At 63.7% G+C, this 21475-nt stretch carries 17 protein-coding genes; 7 read left to right on the top strand and 10 right to left on the bottom strand.

The genetic code is table 11. The features are described from left to right. Positions 1-17 precede the first annotated feature (17 nt). Positions 18-824 carry an enoyl-CoA hydratase-related protein gene (locus ACSJJU_RS09795; RefSeq protein ID WP_435915211.1) on the top strand — a complete coding sequence of 269 codons (807 nt, stop codon included), beginning with the start codon at positions 18-20 and terminating at the stop codon, positions 822-824. A 161-nt stretch (positions 825-985) separates the two neighbouring features. Continuing rightward, positions 986-2230 carry an amidohydrolase family protein gene (locus ACSJJU_RS09790; protein WP_435915210.1) on the top strand — a complete coding sequence of 415 codons (1245 nt, stop codon included), beginning with the start codon at positions 986-988 and terminating at the stop codon, positions 2228-2230. A gap of 15 nt (positions 2231-2245) precedes the next feature. On the opposite strand, the gene ACSJJU_RS09785 is transcribed toward ACSJJU_RS09790, so the two are convergent. Continuing rightward, positions 2246-3130: an enoyl-CoA hydratase-related protein gene (locus ACSJJU_RS09785; RefSeq protein WP_435915435.1), complete on the bottom strand. Its 885-nt coding sequence runs from the start codon at positions 3128-3130 to the stop codon at positions 2246-2248. A 382-nt stretch (positions 3131-3512) separates the two neighbouring features. Between ACSJJU_RS09785 and ACSJJU_RS09780 the strand changes: the two genes are divergently transcribed. Further along, entirely contained in the window at positions 3513-4622 is a 1110-nt protein-coding gene (locus ACSJJU_RS09780; protein WP_435915209.1) for a Gfo/Idh/MocA family protein, read from the top strand. 9 nt (positions 4623-4631) lie between these two features. Then, a complete protein-coding gene (locus ACSJJU_RS09775) occupies positions 4632-4961 on the top strand; it encodes a hypothetical protein (protein ID WP_435915208.1) in 330 nt (109 codons plus the stop codon). A 319-nt stretch (positions 4962-5280) separates the two neighbouring features. Here the strand turns inward: ACSJJU_RS09775 and ACSJJU_RS09770 are convergent, their stop codons facing one another. Continuing rightward, positions 5281-7764, bottom strand: coding sequence for a TonB-dependent receptor (locus tag ACSJJU_RS09770; RefSeq protein ID WP_435915207.1), 2484 nt, complete (start codon positions 7762-7764; stop codon positions 5281-5283). Positions 7765-8299: 535 nt separating this feature from the next. On the opposite strand from ACSJJU_RS09770, the gene ACSJJU_RS09765 reads away from it, so the two are divergent. After that, positions 8300-9283: a 3-keto-5-aminohexanoate cleavage protein gene (locus tag ACSJJU_RS09765; protein ID WP_435915206.1), complete on the top strand. Its 984-nt coding sequence runs from the start codon at positions 8300-8302 to the stop codon at positions 9281-9283. Positions 9284-9385: 102 nt separating this feature from the next. Here ACSJJU_RS09765 and ACSJJU_RS09760 read toward each other — a convergent pair whose 3' ends face one another. The 4 genes from ACSJJU_RS09760 to ACSJJU_RS09745 form a co-directional block, all read right to left on the bottom strand. Continuing rightward, positions 9386-10531, bottom strand: coding sequence for an acyl-CoA dehydrogenase family protein (locus tag ACSJJU_RS09760; protein ID WP_435915205.1), 1146 nt, complete (start codon positions 10529-10531; stop codon positions 9386-9388). Positions 10532-10776: 245 nt separating this feature from the next. Continuing rightward, entirely contained in the window at positions 10777-12159 is a 1383-nt protein-coding gene (locus ACSJJU_RS09755) for an FAD-binding oxidoreductase (RefSeq protein ID WP_435915204.1), read from the bottom strand. Between the two features lie 11 nt (positions 12160-12170). Continuing rightward, positions 12171-12641, bottom strand: a complete 471-nt coding sequence (gene gloA / locus ACSJJU_RS09750; protein ID WP_435915203.1) for a lactoylglutathione lyase — start codon at positions 12639-12641, stop codon at positions 12171-12173. A 117-nt stretch (positions 12642-12758) separates the two neighbouring features. Then, the gene (locus tag ACSJJU_RS09745) at positions 12759-13787 is read right to left on the bottom strand and encodes an AraC family transcriptional regulator (RefSeq protein ID WP_435915202.1); all 1029 of its coding nucleotides are present in this window, start codon (positions 13785-13787) and stop codon (positions 12759-12761) included. Between the two features lie 161 nt (positions 13788-13948). Here ACSJJU_RS09745 and ACSJJU_RS09740 point away from each other — a divergent pair, with 161 nt between their 5' ends. After that, positions 13949-14950, top strand: a complete 1002-nt coding sequence (locus ACSJJU_RS09740) for a zinc-dependent alcohol dehydrogenase family protein (RefSeq protein WP_435915201.1) — start codon at positions 13949-13951, stop codon at positions 14948-14950. 159 nt (positions 14951-15109) lie between these two features. Then, the gene (locus tag ACSJJU_RS09735) at positions 15110-15919 is read left to right on the top strand and encodes an IclR family transcriptional regulator (RefSeq protein WP_435915200.1); all 810 of its coding nucleotides are present in this window, start codon (positions 15110-15112) and stop codon (positions 15917-15919) included. A gap of 209 nt (positions 15920-16128) precedes the next feature. On the opposite strand, the gene ACSJJU_RS09730 is transcribed toward ACSJJU_RS09735, so the two are convergent. From ACSJJU_RS09730 to ACSJJU_RS09715, 4 genes are all read right to left on the bottom strand, one after another. Next, positions 16129-17622, bottom strand: a complete 1494-nt coding sequence (locus ACSJJU_RS09730) for an alpha-N-arabinofuranosidase (protein WP_435915434.1) — start codon at positions 17620-17622, stop codon at positions 16129-16131. A 109-nt stretch (positions 17623-17731) separates the two neighbouring features. Further along, a complete protein-coding gene (locus ACSJJU_RS09725; RefSeq protein ID WP_435915199.1) occupies positions 17732-18664 on the bottom strand; it encodes a Gfo/Idh/MocA family protein in 933 nt (310 codons plus the stop codon). Positions 18665-18666: 2 nt separating this feature from the next. After that, positions 18667-19653 carry an AraD1 family protein gene (gene araD1 / locus ACSJJU_RS09720; RefSeq protein WP_435915198.1) on the bottom strand — a complete coding sequence of 329 codons (987 nt, stop codon included), beginning with the start codon at positions 19651-19653 and terminating at the stop codon, positions 18667-18669. Between the two features lie 56 nt (positions 19654-19709). After that, entirely contained in the window at positions 19710-21284 is a 1575-nt protein-coding gene (locus ACSJJU_RS09715; protein WP_435915197.1) for an aldehyde dehydrogenase (NADP(+)), read from the bottom strand. Positions 21285-21475: the final 191 nt, after the last annotated feature.

Raw genomic sequence — 21475 nt, 5'->3', positions numbered from 1 at the left:
GCAAGGGGATCTGAAACTTGGACGAGCCGACCATGCAGTTCGAAACTATCCTGTTCTCAATCGAGGGCGGCATCGCACGCATTCGCCTGAACCGCCCCGAGACCCTGAATGCGCTCAATCGCACTCTCCTGGGCGAGTTCAGGACGGCCCTGGACCTGATTGCTGGATCCGCCGAGGCCCGGGTTCTCCTGCTGAGCGGGGAAGGGAAGGGCTTCTCGAGCGGTGCGGACCTGTCGGGTGGTTCCTCGCCAGTGGGATCTCCGGGGTTCGATGCCGGCGCTGTGCTGGAAGACTATTACAATCCCATCATGCAGCGCCTGTTTGCCCTGCCGGTGCCGATTGTCTCCGCCCTTCATGGGCCGGTGGTGGGGGCTGGCTGCATGCTGGCGCTGGCTGCCGATGTGGTGGTGGCGGCGCGGTCAGCCTATTTTCTTCAGGCGTTCGTCAACATTGGCCTCATTCCGGACGCGGGCAGCACATGGTGGCTGCCACGCCTTGTCGGTGTGGGCCGGGCCAGTGGAATGATGCTGCTGGGCGAACGCATCCCGGCGGAAAAGGCGGCGGCCTGGGGATTGATCTACGAAATGGTCGAGGACGACGAACTCGCCGCGCGGGCCGAGGCGATCGCAACCCGGTTCGCGGCGGGGCCGACCCGGGCCTACGACCTGATCCGGCAAGCGATCCGGGCGGGCCTTGAATCGAATTTCGCGGCTGCACTGGAGCTGGAACGCCAGAGCCAGAGGGAAGCCGGCAATACAAAAGACTTTGCCGAGGGCGTCGCCGCGTTCCGGGAAAAGCGGAAACCGGTCTTTACCGGGCAATAAGGCGAACGGAAAACGCCGGGTAACAAGGGGCAGGGCAGGAGGCTGCGCTGCCCCTCTTTTGTTCAAATTCTTTCAACGAACTGCCTAAACTTAGCGTTTGATGGACGGCACCAGTTGCGTCACCCCTTGGGACGGTAAGGTCATTTCCGAGGGAGGGAGGCATGATTGCCCGGCAAGAGATCGTTGTGAACAAGGAGAACCTGTGGCGTCTCGAAGCGCCGACCGTCGAAGGTTGGGAGAAGGATGTCCGCCCCGGGCCGAACAAATACTTCATGGTTTCGGTCGATACGCACCTGACACCCCCGCCCACCCTTTTTCATGAGCGCATGGACAAGAAGTTCCACGATCTGCTTCCCCGGATCGAGAAGCGGGAAAACGGAGATCGGTACATCATCATGCCGGGGGCCCGCCCGGAGCGCCTGATCGACGCGCCGCTGGAAGGTGAGGATTTGATCCGCTCCAAATCCGGTGCCGATCTCAACGCCAAGGATCAGTCCGGCGCCATCGTGACCGGGCTCAAGCGGATCGAGGACCAGGAACTCGACGGGGTGGACGCGGAGATCATCTTTCCCAACGGTGCCGCGCTGTTGATGTGGTCCAGCAACAACAACGAGATGGTCGCGGCGCAGGCGCGGGTGTGGAACGACTGGGCGATGGAGGTCTGCGGGCCCTACATCGACCGGTGCAGCCCGGTGGCGGCCCTGTGCACGGCCGATATCGACCTTGCGGTTGAGGAAATCGAACGTGTCGCCAAGCTCGGCTACCGGGTGCTGACCCTGCCCAACAAGCCCATCTTCGGCCCGCACGATGTGTCGCACATCAACTATAACCTGCCGGTGTTCGATCGCATGTGGGCGGCGATTCAGGACCATGACCTGGCCATCACCTACCATGTCTCGACGGGTCGCGATCCCCGTGCGGCGCGTGGCAATGGCGGCGCGATCATCAACTATGTCTGTCACTCGCTGTCGCCCACGATCGAGCCCATCGTGAACATGTGCGCATCGGGCGTGTTCGAGCGCTTCCCCAAGTTGCGGGCCGCCACCATTGAAGCCGATGCCGGCTGGGTGCCGTGGATGCTGCAGAAGATGGACGAGGCCTATCTCAAGCATCACTTCTGGGTGCGTCCCAAGCTGCGGCAGCTTCCGAGCGAATACTATCGCACCAACTGCTTCGCCTCGTTTGGCGAAGACAAGGCGGCGATTGCGCTGGTGGAGGAGTTCGGGCTCGAGGACAACCTGATGTGGGCCAATGACTACCCGCACCACGAGGGCAGCTGGCCGCACTCGGCCGAGGCGCTGTATCGCACGCTTGGCAACGGGCTCAAGGAAAGCACCCGCGCCAAGATCGTCGGCCTGAATGCGGCACGCGCCTTCAACATTCCGATCCCCGAGAAGTACCGCTGAGGGTGGGGGTGGACCTCAGGAAAAACTGGGGTCCTCCCACCAGGGGAAGGCCCGGGGCAGATCCTCCGGCACCCGGCCGGGAAAGTGGGGAGGGCGTTTCTCGATAAACGCGGCGATGCCCTCCTGCGCATCCGGCCCCCGGCCGATCTCGTGAATAAGCCGGCTGTCCACCTTGTGGGCCGCCATCGGGTGATCGGCGGCGGAGAGGCGCCAGAGCATCTGGCGGATCAGCGCCGCCGATACCGGTGCGATGTTGTCGGCGATTTCCCGGGCCAGGACCTTGGCCCGGTCCAACAACGTATCCGGCGTGCAAAGTTCCCACACCAGATTGCGGGCCAGCGCCTCGCTTGCGGGCACGATCCTGCCGGTCAGGCACCATTGCAGCGCTGTTTGCAACCCGACGATCCGGGGCAGGAACCACGACGAGGCGGATTCAGGGACGATCCCGCGACGGCCGAAGACATAGGCAAAGCGCGCGGTATCCGACGCAATGCGGATATCGGCCGGCAGGATGATGGTCGCACCAGCGCCCGCCGCTGCGCCGTTGATGGCGGCGATGACCGGCTTGAGGCAATTGTAGATGCGCAAAGCCACGCGTCCTCCGGCGTCCCGATAGGTGCCGTCGGCCGCCAGTGTGGGGCGTGCGGCAGCCGGGCGTTTGGCATAGTCGAATGTGGCGCTTCCGCCGCTCACATCGGCACCGGCGCAGAAAGCACGCGTGCCGCTTCCGGTCAGGATGATGACCCGGACATCGGGATCATTTTCCGCCTGGTCAAATGCGGCCAGGAGTTCCTCCACCATCTGCTGATTGATGGCATTCATGACCTCCGGCCGGTTCAAGGTAATGACGGCGATTCCGTCGCTGGAATCGAACACGATCGTCTCATAGTCCCGTTTCATGCCATCTGCTCTCATTGCTGGTGCGATCAGACAGCACAATCCTGCCAGAACTTCCGGGCGCCCGGGGCTGATTTAGGGCGACCTGGTACGGCACATTTCCATCACAGACCAGCTGCCCGCAACGAGCCGGGGGAAGCACTACGGCATTGCCTTTTGTGGAATGGGGACTTGCCCCAGCCTGCGGCTGTCTGAAGGCTCAGGAGAATCCCTTGGCGCGGCGCACGCTCAGAAGCATTATGTAGCCATTTGCGGATGGTGAGGAATTCCGTCGGCGAACGCCAGTGGAAGTGTCCGGGGGCCGGCCTCGCAAGAAGCCCGGTTTCCCCGAACGTCTGAACAGGCGTTGAGGGCGACGGTCGGTTTGCAGTGAGGGGATGCAGGCATGTCGGGAGGCAAAATTCGCGTTGGTCTGGTCGGGTATGAGGTCGGTCGAAGCTGGGCCGCCCTGGCCCATGTGCCGGCGCTGCGAAGTCTCCCCGAGTTCGAGATCACCGCCGTGGCCACAACGCGCCGGGAAAGTGCCCTGGCTGCCGCTGCGGACATCGGCCTCCCGGAGGATCGGGCCTTTGCCTCAGCCGGGGATCTGGCCAATTGCCCGGATGTGGATGTGGTCGCCGTGACGGTGAAGGTTCCGCATCACCTGGAGATTGTCCGCGCCGCCGTCGCGGCCGGGAAGCATGTCTATTGCGAGTGGCCGCTCGGCAATGGTGTCGCCGAGGCGGAGGAAATGGCCGCCCTTGTCCGCAAGGCGGAACGGCTCGGGGTGATCGGCCTTCAGGCCCGCTGCGCGCCCCAGATCCGTTATGTTCGGGAAATGGTGAGGTCCGGCCTGATTGGCGATCTGCTGTCCTCCCATATCCATGCAACCGGCATCATGTGGGGCGACTGGGTCAACCGGCCCAATGCCTACCTGCTTGACGGCAAGAACGGCGCGACGCTTCTGACCATTCCCTTTGGTCACGCCATCGATGCGATGTGCTATTGCCTGGGAGAGTTCCGCGAGGTCTCTGCCCTGACCGCGACGCGTATTCCCGCCGTCCGCCTGATTGAGACCGGCGAGTTTCTCCAGAAAGTGAATTCGCCCGACCAGCTGGTGGTGACCGGCAGGCTTGAGAGCGGTGCTGTCGCCGTGGTGCATTACGAGGGCGGATCCTCGCGGGGGCCGAATTTTGTCTGGAAGATCAACGGCACCAAGGGCGAGCTTCGGATGGAGGCGTCAATCGGCCACGTGCAGATGGCCGATGTCTCGCTGAGCGGGGCCTTCGGCGAGGAGCGCACCCTGGCGCCTCTCGATGTTCCGGCGGAACATCGCTGGGTGCCGGGTGGCTTTTCCAATCCCGCCCTCAACGTTGCGCAAAGCTATCGTCTCCTTTCCAACGATCTGCGGGAGGGAACGCGCACAGCCACCACGTTCAATGAGGCCGTGGTTCGGCACAAATTGCTCCAGGCAATCGAGCAGGCCGCTGCCAGCGGCAAGACCATGGCTCTGTAGGAGGTACCGATGGCACGTTTCAAGATGCTCGTCCTGTCGAACCCTCGGGACGGGCGTGATGATGAATTCAATGAATGGTACGACAAGGTCCATTTGCCCGACGTTCTCCGCGTCCCGGGCGTCATTGGTGCCGAGCGGTTCCGTATGCGCACGGGTGGACGTTGGCAGTATCTGGCCATTTATGAACTGGACTGTGATGACTGCGCGGCGGTCGAGGCGGAACTGAAGAAGCGGGCAGGCACGGCGGACATGGTCATGAGCGATGCGTTCGACATGTCCTCGTTCTTCATGGGGTCCGCGGAACTGATCACGCCCTACCGGTCTGCAACCGAGATCTGATCCCCTTCTTCAAGGGGGATATCCATTCCTGGCGGACAGGAGCCGTCCGCACACTGTCAGGCGAGGGGCCCAGGCGCTCCTCGCCTGACTGTTTTTGGCCCATTCCCGCCCTCAGGGCGCACCTCTCAGAGCCCACCTCTCCTGATGAAATCCCGAGGCCCGCGCGTCGGTCGCCATAGTGTTGGGCCGCGCTTTTTGTCGTGTCCGAGGGTGGGGAAAGCCAGCAGTTGCAGGCAAAAAAGAAAGGTCAGGTCCACAGGACTGTGGACCTGACCGTTACTCTTGTACAGCGAATACCGGGTTACCGGATCGCGCGTGGTTAGTACTTGAAGCCCGCCCGCAGCATCACTTCCCGGCCGCGGCTCGGCACGGCGATGGTGTCCGCAAGCTGGTTCGGATTGGCGACGCTCGTCGGGTTGTCGGTTGCACGCGACCAGTAGAACTTGTTGGTCAGGTTGCGACCGATGAGCGACACCTCCCAGCGATCATCCATATCGGCCAGGCGAATGGAGGCATCGAACAGGGTGTAGTGCGGCGAGTTGGAGCGCGGCTGCGACACGGCGCTGGCAATGTAGCTGTCGCTGTAGGTGAGGCCGCCAGCGAGCTCGATCTTCATCGAGTCCGTGACAGGCGTGTCATAGATGAAGCCCGCGTTGCCAGACCACTCCGGCGAGCGCAGCAGCCGGGTGCCGCTCAGATTCTGGAGGTAACCAACCACATTGTTGTTGGTCGGGTTGGGCTGGAGAGCGCACTCGCCAATCCCGGTGCCAGGCTTGAGCGCCAGCTGACCCGCATAGCAGGTGGCATAGTACTTGTCGTACTTGCCGTCCATGTAGGCTACGTTCGCATAGAGCTGCAACCCGCGGGCAGGGCGAAGGGTCAGGCTGAATTCGGCGCCCTTCGAGTCCACTTCACCGGCATTGCGCATTTCCTGCACGGTGCCGCTCGTGGTGATCTGCACCTGGAGGTCGGTGATCTTGTAGCTGTACAGCGCCAGTTCCGCCGTGGCCATGCCGTCGAGGAATCGGCCCTTCACGCCGCCTTCAAAGCCTTTCACCTTCTGCGGGCGGAAGCTGAAGTCGCCCGCGGTGTTGAACGACCCGCCGTTGAAGCCGCCGGACAGGAAGCCGTGCTTGTAGTTGACGTAGAACGTCAGATCGTTATGCGGCCGGTAGCTGACAGCGACTTCGGGCGAGAAGTTGTTGAAGCTGCGCTTGTTCTTGCCGTTGGACAGGAACGGCGTCACTCCGACGAGCTCGTTGCCGAAGTTGATCACCGAGTTGAGCTTCTTCGATTCATGCGAGTAGCGGCCACCCGCCGAAATCTCGACTTCGGGAATGGGTTTGTACTGGATCTGCGCGAAGAACGAATAGGCTTCGCCGTCCTGATCCAGGTAGTAGTTGGTCGAGACAAACGGGCTGGGCCGCGTCGGGCCGAGGATCGAGGGGTCACCGGCAATCGCGCCGAATGCCGCCATCGAGCCAACTTCAACCTTGCTGTCCTGATACTGGGTGCCGATCAGGAAGTTGACAGGGCCGTCGAAGTTGCTGGTCAGGCGCAGTTCCTCGCTGATCTCCCGGATGTCGAGCGCGTTCATCGACCCCAGAATGGCCTCCGGCCGGTTGGTCGCCGTGAAGTTGCCGACGTTGAAGAAGTCGAGCTTGTAGAAGCCCGTCATCGACGTGACGGTCAACTCCGGCGTGACGTCGTAGTTCAGTTCCAGACCAGACAGCCACTGCTTGGACCGCGAACGCAGCGATCCATCACCGAAATCCGCATAGGCCAGCATGGGGTTGCCCGACGGATTGGCCGGCGTTCCAAGCGAACCGACGATCGTCTTGATGGCGCCAAAGGCCGGTCCGAGCGCGCCCTGCACAATGCGATCGTCGCCCTTGCAGTCAGCGGCAGCACCTTCCACCTGCGGGGTGCCGGTCGGGCAATCCACCGTCTGGTAGTTGTTGGTCATGCCGTTGTCTTTGACATTGTTGTAGGCAATCTTGAAGCGGGCGCGCAGCGGTCCGCCGTTGTCAAACTTCAAGGTCAAGCGCGCCGCGTATTCGTCCTTGTCCGGCGAGCGCGGGCTGTTCGGCGCGAAGGGGTCAGACGCAGGAACCAGGTTCTTGACCCAGCCCTTCATCGACGAACCATAGAGCGCCAGGCGGGCGCCGAGGCCTTCGGTCAGCGGACCCGAGATGTAGCCTTCGCCGCGCACTTCATCGGCCTTGAACTCATAGCCAACGTTGCCGCCTACCTCGAACCGGTTGGTGGGGTCGGCCGTGCGCATCGAGATGATGCCGCCCGGGCTGTTCTTGCCGTAGAACAGTGCCTGCGGGCCCTTGAGCACTTCGACGCCGGCAAGGTCGAAATCGCCCATACGGCGGATCGACGCGCGGGCAACCTGCACGCCGTCGATGTTGAACGAAACCGCCTGATCGCCCAGCGGGTTGGCGTCGGCAGCGGAGATGCCGCGCAGCGAAAGCGAGCCGCCCTGAACGGTGCCGCCGCCTTCGCCTACCAGCAGGCCGGGAACCTTGCGCGCAATGGCGTCGGTTCCGTTGATCGCACTCCGGGAAAGATCATCGGCCGTGACCGCCGTAATCGACAGCGGAACATCCATAAGGCGCTCATCGCGCTTACGCGCGGTGACCACAATATCCTCGGTGAGGATGTATTGCGACGCACCTTGCTGGGCCGAAGCCTGATCCGTTGCATCCTGCGCCACGGCAGCGGAGGCCGCCGTGAATGCACAGGCAGCACCACCGCTAAGCAGTGACGTGCGAATGATACTCCATCCCTTTCCCATTTTGATTCCTCCCCAGAGCAGTATTCTTCTAAAAACCGATTGCCATGCGGCATCTCTGCCCGGCCAGATTACATACGCCATTTGTTGTGAGACGTGTTTCCCGTACCACCTCTGAAAATTGTCCCTGCACGCAACTGAAGGGTGTGTGTTGTTTTGTCTCCCCGGCTTCCGGAAATGCCAGACGCGAGGCGTGCTTCCGGAATCAGAGGACCGACAGAAAATTGATCCATTTGTGCGTTGATGGATGAGACTCTTCGGCCGCGCGTTTTCCTTTGGCGGAGGTGCGAAGCCTTTTTTACTGAATGCCGTTCAAAGCATAGTGATGCTTTGGCGGCAGCAGAGGCTTGCTGCACCTTGGGAATGGCAAACCGCGGATACGCCTTCGTTCTCGAATGCGGGTTGCCATGTCTGAATCATAAACAAGGCAATTGTCTTGAGTGGGATGCCCTGATTGTCTGTGTAGGAAGAAACAGGAATTTTGCGCCGGAATCTCGTCCGAAATCCGTAGAATTTTTCCCGGATCAACGGACGCAAAATGGAGGTGGAGATGTCCGGTGCCGGTAAACCAGTCATCATCGAGGCTGCCGTATCGATGGAGAAAAAGGGTGGCAATGAGCGCAAGCTCTATTCCGCTGCATCATCGGACGGTCAGGTATTGAACGACGGCGGCGAGGGCCGGCGGAGTCTGTACGAGCCGTCTCTCGAGGGGGCGCGCGCTTCCCTGGATGCGGGCGCAACCATCATCCATCATCACCACGATCTGGATCTGTCGATCGACCAGCAGATCGCGCAGGTCATTCGGATGAGCCAGGAGATTCTCTCCAGCCATCCCCATGCCCTGGTTTATCCGGCGCCACTGCTCACGGGGCAGACACACGCCGAGATGCATCAGCACTATCAGGCGTTGGCTGATGCCGGTTGCCTCACCATGATCGCGATCGAGATGGGGCGTACTGTGTTCGCCATTTGTGATGAGGATGGGTTGCCCAGTAACCAATGGGTAAATGGCTGCACCTTCTCCGAGGGGCATGAACTCGTGACATTCGCCAACACCCATCAGGTGCCGATTTCCCTCGGAATTTACACGCCATCCATGTGCTACTGGATTGCGGAGTACGCAAAGCGCGGGCTGTTGCCCAAGGGGACAATGGTCAAGATCTGGTTGGGCGGCCGCTACAAGGTCTGGTCGAATCGGGAGCCCACGGTGCGCCACGCCCTGGCGCCGACGATCAAGGCCCTCGATGCCTATCTGGAGGCGCTTGAAGGAACCGATCTGCCCTGGATGATCGCGGTGCAGGGCGACAATATCCTGGACACGGAGGTCGTCCGTTATGCGCTGGAAATGGGCGGTCACATCCGGGTCGGCGAGGAGGATATCAGCGGCACCACAACCATGCGCAATGGGGAGATGGTGAGGGCTGCTGCCGCGCTGGCGGACTCGGTCGGCCGTCCGGTGGTTCACGGTGTTGAGGCGCTCCGGTTCCTCGGCCTCGAAACATCGTCGCGGCAGGTTGCTTGATGGCGTGCGGGGCGGAGCGGTCGCGGCCACACCCGCCCCCATACGAAAAGGCGGCCCCTGGCGATTGCCAGAGGCCGCCGCTATCGCAACCTGTGCTGTGCGTTAATAGGACTTCGGCAGCCCGAGCACCTTCTCGGCAATGAAGCTGAGCACAATCTGGTTGTTGACGGGCGCCACGGTATTGTTCTGCGCGGCGATGTAGAACGGCAGGATATCCTGGCTGACATCCACGCCCGAGCCGCCGAAGGTGGTCATGGCGATCTCGGCAGCCATCTTGAACGCTTCCGAGGACAGGATCTTCACCATGTTCGCCTCGACGCCGATGTTCTCACCCCGGTCATGCTTCTCGGCGGCCATGTACATCATGGTGCGCGCGGCCTCGACATAGGTCTTGGCGCGAGCGAGGGGGTGCTGGATCGACTGATAGGCGCCAATCGGCTTGTCGAACGGTGCGCGGACCTTGGCGTATTCGGCCGCGCGATTGATGCAGTAATCCGCCTGGCCCACGTTCATGGCGGCGACGAGCAGGCGCTCCGGGTTGAGGCTGTCGAACAGAATCTGGAGGCCGCGGCCCTCCTCGCCGACCAGGGAGTCGGGCGGGAGAACAACGTTGTCGAAGTAGGTGGTGTAGTTCTTCTCGGGCAGGTACATGCCGATGTCCATCTGCGTGGCGGAGATGCCCGGCAGCTTGGTATCGACGATGAACAGCGAGATGCCTTCCTTCCGGTTTTCCGGATTGTAAGGCTTGGTGCGCGCCACGAGCAGGCAGTATTTGGACTCGACGAAGGCCGTCTGGAAGGTCTTGCCGCCGTTCAGCAGGAAGGTGCCATCCGGCTGGCGGATCGCGGTCGTCTTGATCTTGAAGGTGTTGGTGCCGGCGTCCGGCTCGGTGATGCCGAAGCTGAAGAAGGCTTCACCGGTTGCGGTCGGCGGCAGATAGCGGCGCTTCTGCTCCTCGCTCGCGTGGCGCAGCAGCGGCTCGCGCGACATGAAGTTGGGAACGGCCAGCGGCATCAGAAGCCCGTGCTGGTGCAGCAGGTCAAGCGCAAGTACGAGATCCGAGAGGTGGCCGCCGGAGCCGCCGTATTCCTCGGGCAGACCGATGGAGAGCAGTCCGCTCTCTGCCCACATCTTCCACAGCTTCTCGGGCATTTCATTGCGCTTGCCACATTCTGCCACGTAGCTGCGATCGATGCGGCGAATGATGCTGTCGCAAATCTCGCGAATGGCCTCTGCGTTCTCGCTCATGACGGCGTTCTCATCCTCAGTTCACATGTCGCGTTCGTGCGCGATCGACGATTTCAGGTTGGTGATGCGGGCGATATTCGCATTCGAAGGCAGGACAGTGCCATACCGCACAGGGTCAGGAGCAAGAAGCCTTGCATCTGGAGACTTGTCGCGACGGAAGACACGTCGCTGAACGATGTTCCATGAAACGGCCGCCGCAAATGGCGCGGCGCGCGGCCGTGAGCGGTGTGATTCCGGGTACCGCGTCAACGGAACAGAACCTCACGGTTGAGGAGGCCGACGGGGTCCAGCGCCTGGCGGATGGTGCGCATCGTGCCGAACGCCCCGGGGGTCACGAAATCCGGCAGAAAGGCGCGCTTGGCGGTGCCGACACCATGCTCGGCGGTCAGCGCGCCGCCGAACGCCCGAAGCGTTCCGTAGACGCAGGCCTCGATCTCATGCTCCCGCTCCCGGGTATCCGCGCCGATATGGACACCGATGTGCAGGTTGCTGTCGCCCAGATGTCCGAATGCGACGGACCGGAATGCCCCGAAGCGCTCTTTCAGCGCCGCCCGCACGGCCTCGACAAACGCATCGGCACGGCGGACATCCACGCTGATATCGAAGGAGACGAACGGGCCCATTTCGCGAACCAGGATCTCGGAGGATTCGCGGACCCGCCACAGGTCCGCCGCCTGTTTTGCGGACTGGGCGGAAACGGCGTCCGCGATCAGGCCGGCCTCGAAGGCCTCTTCGAGGAAGGTCGTGAACACCCGGTCGTCCTCGGCTTCGTCATAGCCCATGGCTTCGATGAGCACATAGAAGGGCTGGTCGGGGGAGACCGGCCGGCGCGAGGGATCATGGTTCGCGACAAGCGCGTAATAGTCCTGCCACATCGCCTCGAAGGCGGAGAGCTGCGGCATCCGTCTCGCCCGCACCAGCAGGTCCAGAACGGCCGCGAACCCGGGGACGGAGACAAAGGCCACCTTCTGCGTGGTGGGGGCCGCCACCAGTTTCAAGACGGCTTTGGTGACGATGCCGAGCGTCCCTTCGCTGCCGATGAACAGCTGCTTGAGATCATAGCCGGTGTTGTTCTTGAGGAAGCGGTTGAGCTGGGAGACGACTGTGCCATCGGCCAGCACGGCTTCCAGCCCGCTGACATTCTGGCGCGTCATGCCCCACCGGATCACGCGGTTGCCGCCCGCATTGGTGGCAATGGTGCCGCCAATGGTCGCCGTGCCCTTCGAGCCCAGATCGATCGGGTAGAACAGGCCGTGTTCGGCAGCGGCGTTCTGTGCCACCTCAACCGGAACACCCGCCTCCACGGTCATGGTCATGCCGATGGGGTCGACCTCGAGAACGCGGTTCATTCTCTCAAGGGAGATGACGATGTCCGCAGGGCCCGCCATGGCGCCGCCCACAACCCCGGTGCAGCCGCCGTGTGTGACGACCCGCTGCCCGGACGCATGGCAAAGGGCAAGGACGCGGGACAGCTCCTCCGTGGACGCCGGCCGGACGATCACGGGAGACCCCGGCGGCAGATGCAGGAACGGATCGCAGCTGCGGGCGGCAACGTCCTCACCCGTCAGCAAACCGCGATCACCCACGATAGGCCCGAGTTTTTCCAGCAGGGAAGGGCTGATCGTCATGAACGAGGCCGTTATGCGGAGGCCGTGCTCGGGCGGTTGATCTGGATTAACTCGATGGCATAGCCATCAGGATCGTAGACAAAGGCCAGCTGGGGCGCGCCGGGCATCATGGTTTTCGGCGCGGTGCCTTGCCGGCCCCCGAATTCGGGCAGGCGATTCCACATGGCCGCCACATCCGGCACGCCGATGGCGATGTGGCCATAGCCGCTTCCGTGCGAGTAGTCCTCGGTCTGATCCCAGTTGTAGGTCAGCTCGAGCGCGGCCTCGCCATCACGATAACCGGCATAGGACAGGAACAGGATGGAGAAACGCCCGCTCTCGAAATCGTAGCGGTCGAGCAGACGCATACCGAGGCCATCGCAATAGAAACGCAAGGAGGCGTCCACGTCGCGCACCCGGAACATGGTGTGGAGCACGCGCGGTGCTGTTGCGTCCTCGCCCCAGACCCACAACGGATCGATCCTGTCTTGCCCTTGAGACATAAACAGCCCCTCAGTCCATGCGACGGAAATGTCAGGGTATGCTACGGATTTGCGGGGGCGTGACGAGCACCATTTCCCCCGCAATCAATCCCGTTGCGTAATGGCAGTCAAAACGGCTCAGGCCGCCTGGGAATAGGCCCTGTCGGCGTAGCCCGCGCAGGTGGACGTGTCGCCCTGTGCGTTCTGCTGCAAATGCAGTGCCCGATATTCCCGCGGCGGCATGCCGAACGCGGAGCGGAACATGCGGCTGAAGTGGGCGGCACTCTTGAAGCCCGACATGTAGGCGATTTCGTGGATCGGGTAGTCCCGGGTTTTCCGGGAGACCAGCCAGTCGCGGGCCTTGGACAGGCGGTTCTGCCAGACCAGTTCGGAGAACGAGGTGTTGTTCGATTTGAGCAGGAAGCACAGGTAGCGCGGCGAAATTCCGCAGGAGAACGCCACCTTTTCGCAGCTCAGCTCCGGGTCGGCGAGATTCATCTTGATGTAGTTCTCGATGTCGGCCAGCCGCCGATCGACCAGTTTCTGGCGCCGGGGCAGTTCGATGCCGCTGTCCCGCAGATGGTCGCCCACCGCATCCAGCATGGCGTGGGTGAGGGACTGGGTGACCTTCTCGCCCAGGGTCGAGCCGTGCTGGACGATGATCTCCAGAATTTCCCTGGCGATCTGCCCGGACGGGCTGGCCAGGCTGAACGGATCGGAGAACCGTTCGGCTTCCTGCAGGTGGGCAATGAAGAGATCGGGCGGAATGATCACCTGGTAGGAGCAGTGCTCGCCTTCGTGCGATGCCTTGAGCGTCGCGACGAACGGAACGTTCGAGTCGAGGATGCCGGCCTGTCCGGCCTTGATCTCGCATGTGCCGGTTGCCCGCACGATTTTCAAGGAGCCGCTCTGGACGAACCACAGCACGCGCAGGCCAACCCTGTTGCGGCGGATGTGCTGCGACGTGCGGCGGAAGGTGAGCTCTGTCCGGGTCTTGAGGCGGGTGATCGACAAAGGCGCGCTCAGGGCCTTGTCCAGTTCAACGCTGTTGAAGTCGCCCGTCGCGCTCTCAAGGTCGCCTTCATAGAATTCCCGGCGGGTCAGCGCGGCGTAGATGCGCCCGGCATCGGGTGTCCGTACAGCAAAGCCAGAGAACAGGCGCTCCATAATTTCCTCCCCACATTGACATGGTACGCCTACACACTCGGTTTTGTTGTTTTCAGGAATGATCATTCCTGATAGGGAATTGTAAGTCAAGGGGGCTCTCGCAAACGGCGGGAAACCCGGCAGGACAGGCGTTGAAGAACCGTACCAATAAGGGGGAGGGCATGAAGCACTATGAAATTGGTCAGGGCCCGGGCATCGATGCGCTGGAGCTGAAGGACGGCGCGGCAAAGGCGCCCGCGGGGAATGAGATTCTCGTCCGGGTCGAGGCCAGCTCTTTGAATTTTCACGACTATCTTGTCGTCACCGGGGGCATCAAGGTGGCGCCGGGGCGTGTGCCGCTGTCCGATGGTGCGGGAATCGTCGAGGCCTGCGGCCCGGACGTGACCCGATTCAAGGTCGGGGACCGGGTCATCGGCACCTTCTTTGCGGACTGGGAGGACGGCCCGGCGACGGCGGAGCGCACCAGCCGCATGCTCGGCGATCATGTGGACGGCTTTGCGGCAACCTTCGTCACCATGCCCGAGACTCGCTTCACCCGTGCGCCCGAGGGCTATTCGGCCGTCGAGGCGGCCTGCCTTCCCTGTGCGGGCGTGACCGCATGGCGGGCGGTGACGGTCGAGGGGCAGATCAAGCCGGGTGATACGGTGCTGGTGCAGGGGAGCGGCGGCGTTGCCACCTTCGCGCTGCAACTGGCTCGTCTGGCCGGGGCGCGGGTCATCGCGACGTCGTCGTCCGAGGAGAAGGCGGAGCGTCTGCGGGCGCTCGGCGCGGATGAGGTTGTCAACCGGGTTGCGACCCCCGATTGGGGCAAGCGCGTGCGGGAGCTGACCGGTTCGGGCGTTGACCTCGTTGTCGAGGTGGGAGGCGGCGATCTCGGCCAGTCGCTTCAGGCGCTGCGCAGCGGGGGGCAGCTCTGCCTGGTCGGCGTGCTCAGCCGCCAGGCCATTCAGTTCGCCCCTGTCCACATGATCCACGCGAATCGCCGCATCACCGGGATCACGGTTGGCAGCCGCAAACACCAGGCGGATCTGGTGCGGGCGGTGGAGCTTGGCGGATTAAGACCGGTGATCGACTCGACGTATCCGTTCGAGGCGCTCGCGGACGCCTTCCGGCATATGGAGGGCCAGAATCACTTCGGAAAAATCACGATCGGGTACAATTGAACGTTCAAATCTATCCTGTAACGGCAGGCTTCCTGCTCCGCAATTGCACTCCGGCGGGGTGGGGGAGTTTATGTCCGACGTAGGGATGTATAGACTGGAGAGGCAGTGCCAGCCGGTCTCGATCGCCTCAGCATTCAAACACCGGAACAGGTTTAATCGATGCAGTTATCCAGTCGAACATCGTCGAAGGTGTCCGCCGATGCGGCAGCGCCGCAAAAAGCGGGCACTGTCAGCCAGACGCTGGCCCTGCTGAGATTCCTGTCGGCCCTGCCGCGCCCGATGGGCGTGAACGCGATCGCACGGGAGCTTGGCCTCGCGCCAAGCTCCTGCTTCAAGATTCTCAAACAGTTGTGCGAAGAGGACTTCGCCGAGTTCAACCCGGAGACGAAGTGCTACTCGTTGGGTGCGTCCGCCGTTCTTCTGGCGCGCGGCGCGCTGGATCCGGGCAATACATTTTCCCTGATCCGGCCGATGCTGGAGGATTTTGCACACCATTACGGCTGCGCGCTCGGTTTCTGGCGGCGCATTTCCAGCGGCAGGATCATGCTGGCGGGGTTTGTGGAAAACCCCGGAATGATGCGGATTCACATGCCGATCGGCCAGCGCCTGCCCATGTTCATCGGTGCGGTCGGCCGTGCGTTTGCAGCGGAAATGAACCTCAGCCGGGCGGAGATCGAGCGGGAGTTCAGCCTCCTGCGCTGGCAATCGCCGATAAGCCTCGAGGAATATTGCGCCCAGGTCGAGCAGTGCCGCATCACCGGCTATGCCGTCGACCAGAGCAATTTTGCGCCGGGGGTGACGACGGTGGCGACGGTCTTTGCAGACGCCGAAGGCATCGTGTCCTATGGAATCTCGGCAATTCGCCTGCATGGCCAGGTGAATGACGAAGAAATTCACCGCAACGGTACGCGCCTGGTGGAGCTGAAGCAGAAGTTCTGCCGCAACTGGCTGACGCCCTCACGCCGGTGACGGAATTGTTCCAGAATTAATCCGCACAAAAATCCGGTGCAGTCCTGCACTGTGCGTGCCCGCTGGTCCTGAACCGGCGCGGCGGCTCGTCTGATCGGTACTCGTCTGATCGGTATCGGTCTGGAGCAGAGAAGCGAGGCGAATGGCCTCGGGATTGAGGGGCGCGGGAGGAGCCGCGATCGGCTCCTCCCGCAGGGGGCATACTTTCGTTAGTCGACCGCCACGACGGCGACGGCCTTGGCAGGCAGGTCAAAGACCAGCTTGCCGCCTTCGACCCGGCCGCTGAACGCCACCGGCTGGATGGTGTTCGGCTTGTCGAAGGTGTTGTGCGCGTCGATCCGGTCGGCGGTCAGCACGCGGCCCTTGGCGGCGCGCGGCTTCACGCCGGCGATCTCGGTGGTCACGCGGGCCGGCTTGTCCGGGTCCAGGTTGACCAGCGCGATGTGCAGCTTGCCCGAGGTGTCGCGGGCGGCCGAGACATCGACGCGGGGCAGGGTGGTGTCGCCATGGGTGAACGGCTCGGCCTCGACCCGGGCCGCGACCGGCGTCGCACCCTGGAACGGCACGTACATGTCGAACACGTGGTAGGTCGGCGTCAGGATCATCTTTTCCTTGTCGGTCAGGATCATCGCCTGGAGGACGTTGATCATCTGAGCGATATTCGCCATCCGCACGCGGTCGGTGTGGCGGTGGAAGATGTTGAGCGTCAGCGCCGCCACGTGGGCGTCACGCAGCGTGTTCTGCTGGTAGAGGAAGCCCGGGGTCGAGCCCGGCTCCTGATCGAACCAGGTGCCCCACTCGTCCACGAACAGGCCGACCCGCTTCTCCGGGTCATACTGGTCCATGATGGCCGAGTGCTTGGTGACCAGCTCGTCCATGCGCAGGGCGTTCTTCAGGGTGGAGACCCAGCCGTCCTTGTTGAAGCCGGTGGCCGGACCCTTCTCCTCCCAGCTGTGGGTGAAGGTGTAGTAGTGCAGGCTGATGGCGTCCATGGTGTGGGCGGCGCGCTCCATCAGCACCTTGGTGAAAATGTAGTCATCGACGTTGGCGCCGGTGGCGACCTTGATGACCGGGTTCTCGCGCGGCGCCTTCACGAAGGTCTGGTAGCGGCGGTGCAGGTCGGCCGAATATTCGGGACGCATGTTGCCGCCGCAGCCCCAGCTTTCGTTGCCGATGCCGAAGTATTTGATCTTCCACGGCTTCTCGCGGCCGTTGGCGCGGCGCTCATTGGCCAGCGACGACTGGCTGTCCGAGGTCATGTATTCGACCCATTCGGCCATCTCGCGCGGGCTGCCGCTGCCCATGTTGCCGGCCACGTAGGCTTCCGCCCCCACCAGCTCGGTGAAGTCGAGGAATTCGTGGGTGCCGAACTCGTTGTTCTCGGTCACGCCGCCCCAGTGGGTGTTGACCCGCACCGGCCGCTTGTCGCGCGGGCCGATGCCGTCGCGCCAGTTGTACTCGTCGGCGAAGCAGCCGCCCGGCCAGCGGATGACCGGCACGCGGATCTTGCGCAGCGCCTCGAGAACGTCGTTGCGATAGCCTTTGGTGTTGGGAATGGGCGAGTTCTCGCCCACCCAGATGCCTTCGTAGATGCCGCGGCCGAGGTGTTCGGCGAACTGGCCGTAGATGTCCCGGTTGATGACCGGGCCGGTCTTGGCCGGATCGACCGAAACCGACACCGGCACGGCCTTCCCTTGGGCCATGGCTGCGCTGGCCAGGGCAAACACGCCCAGGGCCGCCGCGGCGGCGCCCGCGACGGTCTTGAATTTCGTGGTAATACCCACCGCTATTCTCCCCAGATTGTTTTTCGTTTTATTCGATGAACGGCTCGATGGTCGTGTGGCGGCCGAGCATGAAGGCGTCGGCAACCAGACGGAACGGCGCCAGATCCACGTCGCTTTGCCCCGTGCGCACCAGTTCCGCGAACCGGGCGTAAAGGCCCGGATATTCGGCATCGATGGCACCGCCGTCGACGAAGACCTTGTCACCGATGGCAAGGCGCGCGCCGCCCTTGGAGAGGGCAAGGCGGCCGCCGTCCGCCACGATGTCGATGTCCCAGCGGTCCTGGCCTTCCTCGCGCCAGTCGAACTCGGCGCGGATCGGCGTGCCGTTGGCGTCGCTCATGGTCAGGTGCGCGGCGATGGGCGCCGCGCGGTTGGCCGGGAAGAACAGCTCGGCGTCGGTCAGGTGCAGCGCATCCGGCATGATGCGGGTGATGGCCGACAGGGCGTTGATGCCCGGGTCGAACACGCCGAGCCCGCCCGGCTCCCAGATCCATTCCTGGCCGGGATGCCATTTCTTCACATCCTCGCGCCAGGTGATGACCACGTCGCGCACATTGTGCTCCGCAACCCAGGCGCGGGCCGGCTCGATCGCCGGGGCCGCGCGGGTGTGCCAGGTGGTGTAGAGGCTGACGCCGCGACGGCGCGCGGCGTTCGCCAGATCCTCCGCTTCGGTCACGCTGGCGGCCGGGGGCTTCTCCAGCATCACGTGCAGGCCGGCGGCAATGGCCGAGCGCGCCAGCGCATAGCGGCCGACCGGCGGCGTGCACAGGGAGACGGCGTCCACCTTGATTCCGGCAGCGAGCATGTCATCGATGGTGCGGAACAGGGGGATGCCCTCCGGGCCGGTATGGCGGCTCACCGCCGCCACCAGCTCGAAGTCCTCGCTGGCGGCGAGGGCGGGGATATGCTGGTCGCGGGCGATCTTGCCGATGCCGACCAGCGCAATCCGGATGGGAGCCATGCTTACAGCTCCTTCACGGTCACCGTCTCCGGCTTTGCAACGGAGAGGCGGTTACGCAGCGTGAGGCTGAAGGGCTCGGCGGAAATCTCGAACACGTCGCCTTCCTGCACCGTGACGCCATCGGCGAACGACAGGGTGGCCGTGCCGAAGAAGTGGATGTGCACGTCGCCCGGCTGGCGGAACAGCCCGTACTTGAAGTGGTGGTGCTCCAGGTTGGCGATGGAGTGGGACATGTTCGCTTCGCCCGAGAGGAACGGCTTTTCCCAGATGACCTCGCCGTTGCGCACGATGCGGCTGGTGCCGCGCACGTCCTCGGGCAGGGCGCCCACCAGCAGCTCCGCACCGATGGCGGCCGGGCGCAGCTTGGAGTGAGCCAGCCACAGATAGTTGCCGCGTTCGGTCACGTGGTCCGAGAACTCGTTGGCCAGCGCGAAGCCGAGGCGGCGCGGGGTGCCGGTCTGGTCGATGATGTAGATGCCGGCGATCTCCGGTTCCTCGCTGCCATCGAGCGCGAAGCTGGGGGAGACCAGATCCTGGCCGGAGGCCACCATGGCGTTGCCGTTGCCCTTGTAGAACCACTCCGGCTGCACGCCCGGCTTGCCGCCCTCCGGCTTGCCGCCCTCGACGCCCATGAGGAACATGCGCATGGAATCGGTCACGGCGTCGCCTGCGGCGGCCTTGTGCATCTTGTCGCGGCCCTCGGCCGAGCCCAGGTGGGTGAGGCCGGTGCCGGTGAGGTGCAGGTGGGCGGGGTCTTCATGATCGATCGGGGGCAGCAGCCGCCCTTCGGCGGCTGCTGCTTCAAGATCCACCACGTCGCTGGTCAGGCGGGCGGCCACGACATCGGCCAGCTTCGTGCCTGCATTGATGACTTCAAGCGCCAGCGCATAGGTGCTGGTGGCGCCTTCGATACGGCGCGCAACGCCGTCATTGTCCACTGCGGCAACGAGACGCGTGCCGTCCTGGGCCCGTAACTGAACCAGCTTCACGGTTCTTCTCCCCTTACTCTACACTTGGTTTTGAGGGTTGATGGGTGCGCACTGGATCAGCCGACCTTGTAGACGCCGTCCAGACGATGGGGGACACCCGCCAGATTGCCGTCGCGGAGAACCTCCGGCAGCAGACCGTTCGGGAAATCCTGATAGCAGACCGGGCGCAGGAAGCGCTCGATGGCGAGGGTGCCGACCGAGGTGGTGCGGCCGTCCGAGGTGGACGGGAACGGACCGCCGTGAACCATGGCGTGGCACACCTCGACGCCCGTCGGCCAGCCGTTGGCGACCAGACGGCCCGCCAGACGCTCCAGCACTGGCACCACCTGGGCGACAGCGCCGTGGTCGGCCTCGTCGAAGTGCAGGCTGGCGGTGAGCTGGCCTTCCATGTGGCCGAGCACCTTGATGAGCTGCTGGAAGTCGGCGCAGCGCACCACCACCGACGACGCACCGAACACTTCCTGGGCAGCGCTTTCGTCCTGCAGGAAGTCTTCCGCCGCGATGGTGAACAGGGCCGCCTGGCAGGCGTTGGTGCCGCCGGCCTGGCCGCGCGCCACCAGCTTCACCTTGCTGTTGGAGGAGAGCTGGTCAACGCCCGTGCAGTAGGCCTTGTAGATTCCCGGCGTCAGCATGGTCGCGGCGGGAGCGGCGGACACGGCCTCGGCGGCCGCGGCGATGAAGCGCTCCAGATCCGGCCCGTCAACGGCCAGCACCAGACCCGGGTTGGTGCAGAACTGGCCGGCACCCATGGTCAGCGAGCCGACGAAGGCGCGGCCGAGATCCTCGGCGCGGGCCGCCAGCGCCGCCGGGAACAGCAGAATCGGGTTGATGCTGCTCATTTCCGCATAGACCGGAATCGGCACCGGGCGCTCGCTCGCCACCTTCATGAGGGCGAGGCCGCCGCCGCGCGAGCCGGTGAAGCCCACCGCCTGGATGACCGGGTTGGCCACGAGCGCGGTGCCCAGCAGGTTGCCCGGGCCGTTGACGAGGGAGAAGGTGCCCGCCGGGAAGCCGGTCGCGGCCACGGCCCTGGTGATGGCGGAGGCCACCAGCTCCGAGGTGCCCGGGTGCGCCGAGTGGCCCTTCACCACGACCGGGCAGCCGGCCGCCAGCGCGGAGGCGGTGTCGCCACCGGCGACCGAGAAGGCGAGGGGGAAGTTGCTGGCGCCGAACACGGCCACCGGGCCGAGCGGCACCTTCCGCAGACGCAGGTCGGAGCGCGGCATCGGGGTGCGCTCCGGCATCGCCGGATCAATGCGAATGCCCTGCCAGCCGCCGGAGCGGATTTCGGCGGCGAACAGGCGCAGCTGGCCGACGGTGCGGCCGCGCTCGCCGGTCAGGCGGGCCAGCGGCAGGCCGGTTTCCTTGTTGGCGCGCTCGAGCAGTTCGTCGCCCAGCTCCATGATGGCATCCGCAATCGCCTCGAGGAGACCCGCGCGGCGCTCATGGCTGATGCCGCGCATCTCGATGAAGGCGGCTTCGGCGGCACGGCACGCTTCTTCCACGTCGGCAACCGTGGCGATGCTGAATTCGGTGGGAAGATGCTCGCCAGTGGAGGGATCAATCGCCTTGAAGGTCTCCGTGGAGCTGCGCCTTTGCCCAGCGATGAACAATTCGCCTGTCAGTGCCATGGTACTCTCTCTCTCTGTTTGAGTGAAGCGAAACCCTGCTCGAATACCAGAGCCATGCGGCCGGGTCGCCCCAAAATTGTATACGGTTTTTGAAATTGTATGAGTTAATGCGAAAATAGCTTGCCCGTTTGCTCATTACAAGCATATTGTCTGAGTTAATGCCGGCCCGGGCATCCGCCCGGAGGACAGGC

The organism is Pedomonas sp. V897, from assembly GCF_051304405.1.
Classification (GTDB): Bacteria; Pseudomonadota; Alphaproteobacteria; order Sphingomonadales; family Sphingomonadaceae; genus Pedomonas.
The sequence above is the reverse complement of the archived record's forward strand: the minus strand, read 5'-3'. Positions and strand labels throughout refer to the sequence as shown.

What these genes read in the sequence shown, in the direction of transcription:
- ACSJJU_RS09770 (WP_435915207.1), bottom strand. Translation starts at nt 7,764, where the DNA reads ATGGGAAAGGGATGGAGTATCATTCGCACGTCACTGCTTAGCGGTGGT.
- ACSJJU_RS09735 (WP_435915200.1), top strand. Translation starts at nt 15,110, where the DNA reads ATGCAGTTATCCAGTCGAACATCGTCGAAGGTGTCCGCCGATGCGGCA.
- ACSJJU_RS09715 (WP_435915197.1), bottom strand. Translation starts at nt 21,284, where the DNA reads ATGGCACTGACAGGCGAATTGTTCATCGCTGGGCAAAGGCGCAGCTCC.
- gloA (WP_435915203.1), bottom strand. Translation starts at nt 12,641, where the DNA reads ATGTCTCAAGGGCAAGACAGGATCGATCCGTTGTGGGTCTGGGGCGAG.
- ACSJJU_RS09745 (WP_435915202.1), bottom strand. Translation starts at nt 13,787, where the DNA reads ATGGAGCGCCTGTTCTCTGGCTTTGCTGTACGGACACCCGATGCCGGG.
- ACSJJU_RS09790 (WP_435915210.1), top strand. Translation starts at nt 986, where the DNA reads ATGATTGCCCGGCAAGAGATCGTTGTGAACAAGGAGAACCTGTGGCGT.
- ACSJJU_RS09760 (WP_435915205.1), bottom strand. Translation starts at nt 10,531, where the DNA reads ATGAGCGAGAACGCAGAGGCCATTCGCGAGATTTGCGACAGCATCATT.
- ACSJJU_RS09730 (WP_435915434.1), bottom strand. Translation starts at nt 17,622, where the DNA reads ATGGCCCAAGGGAAGGCCGTGCCGGTGTCGGTTTCGGTCGATCCGGCC.
- ACSJJU_RS09765 (WP_435915206.1), top strand. Translation starts at nt 8,300, where the DNA reads ATGGAGGTGGAGATGTCCGGTGCCGGTAAACCAGTCATCATCGAGGCT.
- ACSJJU_RS09775 (WP_435915208.1), top strand. Translation starts at nt 4,632, where the DNA reads ATGGCACGTTTCAAGATGCTCGTCCTGTCGAACCCTCGGGACGGGCGT.
- ACSJJU_RS09780 (WP_435915209.1), top strand. Translation starts at nt 3,513, where the DNA reads ATGTCGGGAGGCAAAATTCGCGTTGGTCTGGTCGGGTATGAGGTCGGT.
- ACSJJU_RS09755 (WP_435915204.1), bottom strand. Translation starts at nt 12,159, where the DNA reads ATGACGATCAGCCCTTCCCTGCTGGAAAAACTCGGGCCTATCGTGGGT.
- ACSJJU_RS09725 (WP_435915199.1), bottom strand. Translation starts at nt 18,664, where the DNA reads ATGGCTCCCATCCGGATTGCGCTGGTCGGCATCGGCAAGATCGCCCGC.
- ACSJJU_RS09740 (WP_435915201.1), top strand. Translation starts at nt 13,949, where the DNA reads ATGAAGCACTATGAAATTGGTCAGGGCCCGGGCATCGATGCGCTGGAG.
- ACSJJU_RS09785 (WP_435915435.1), bottom strand. Translation starts at nt 3,130, where the DNA reads ATGAAACGGGACTATGAGACGATCGTGTTCGATTCCAGCGACGGAATC.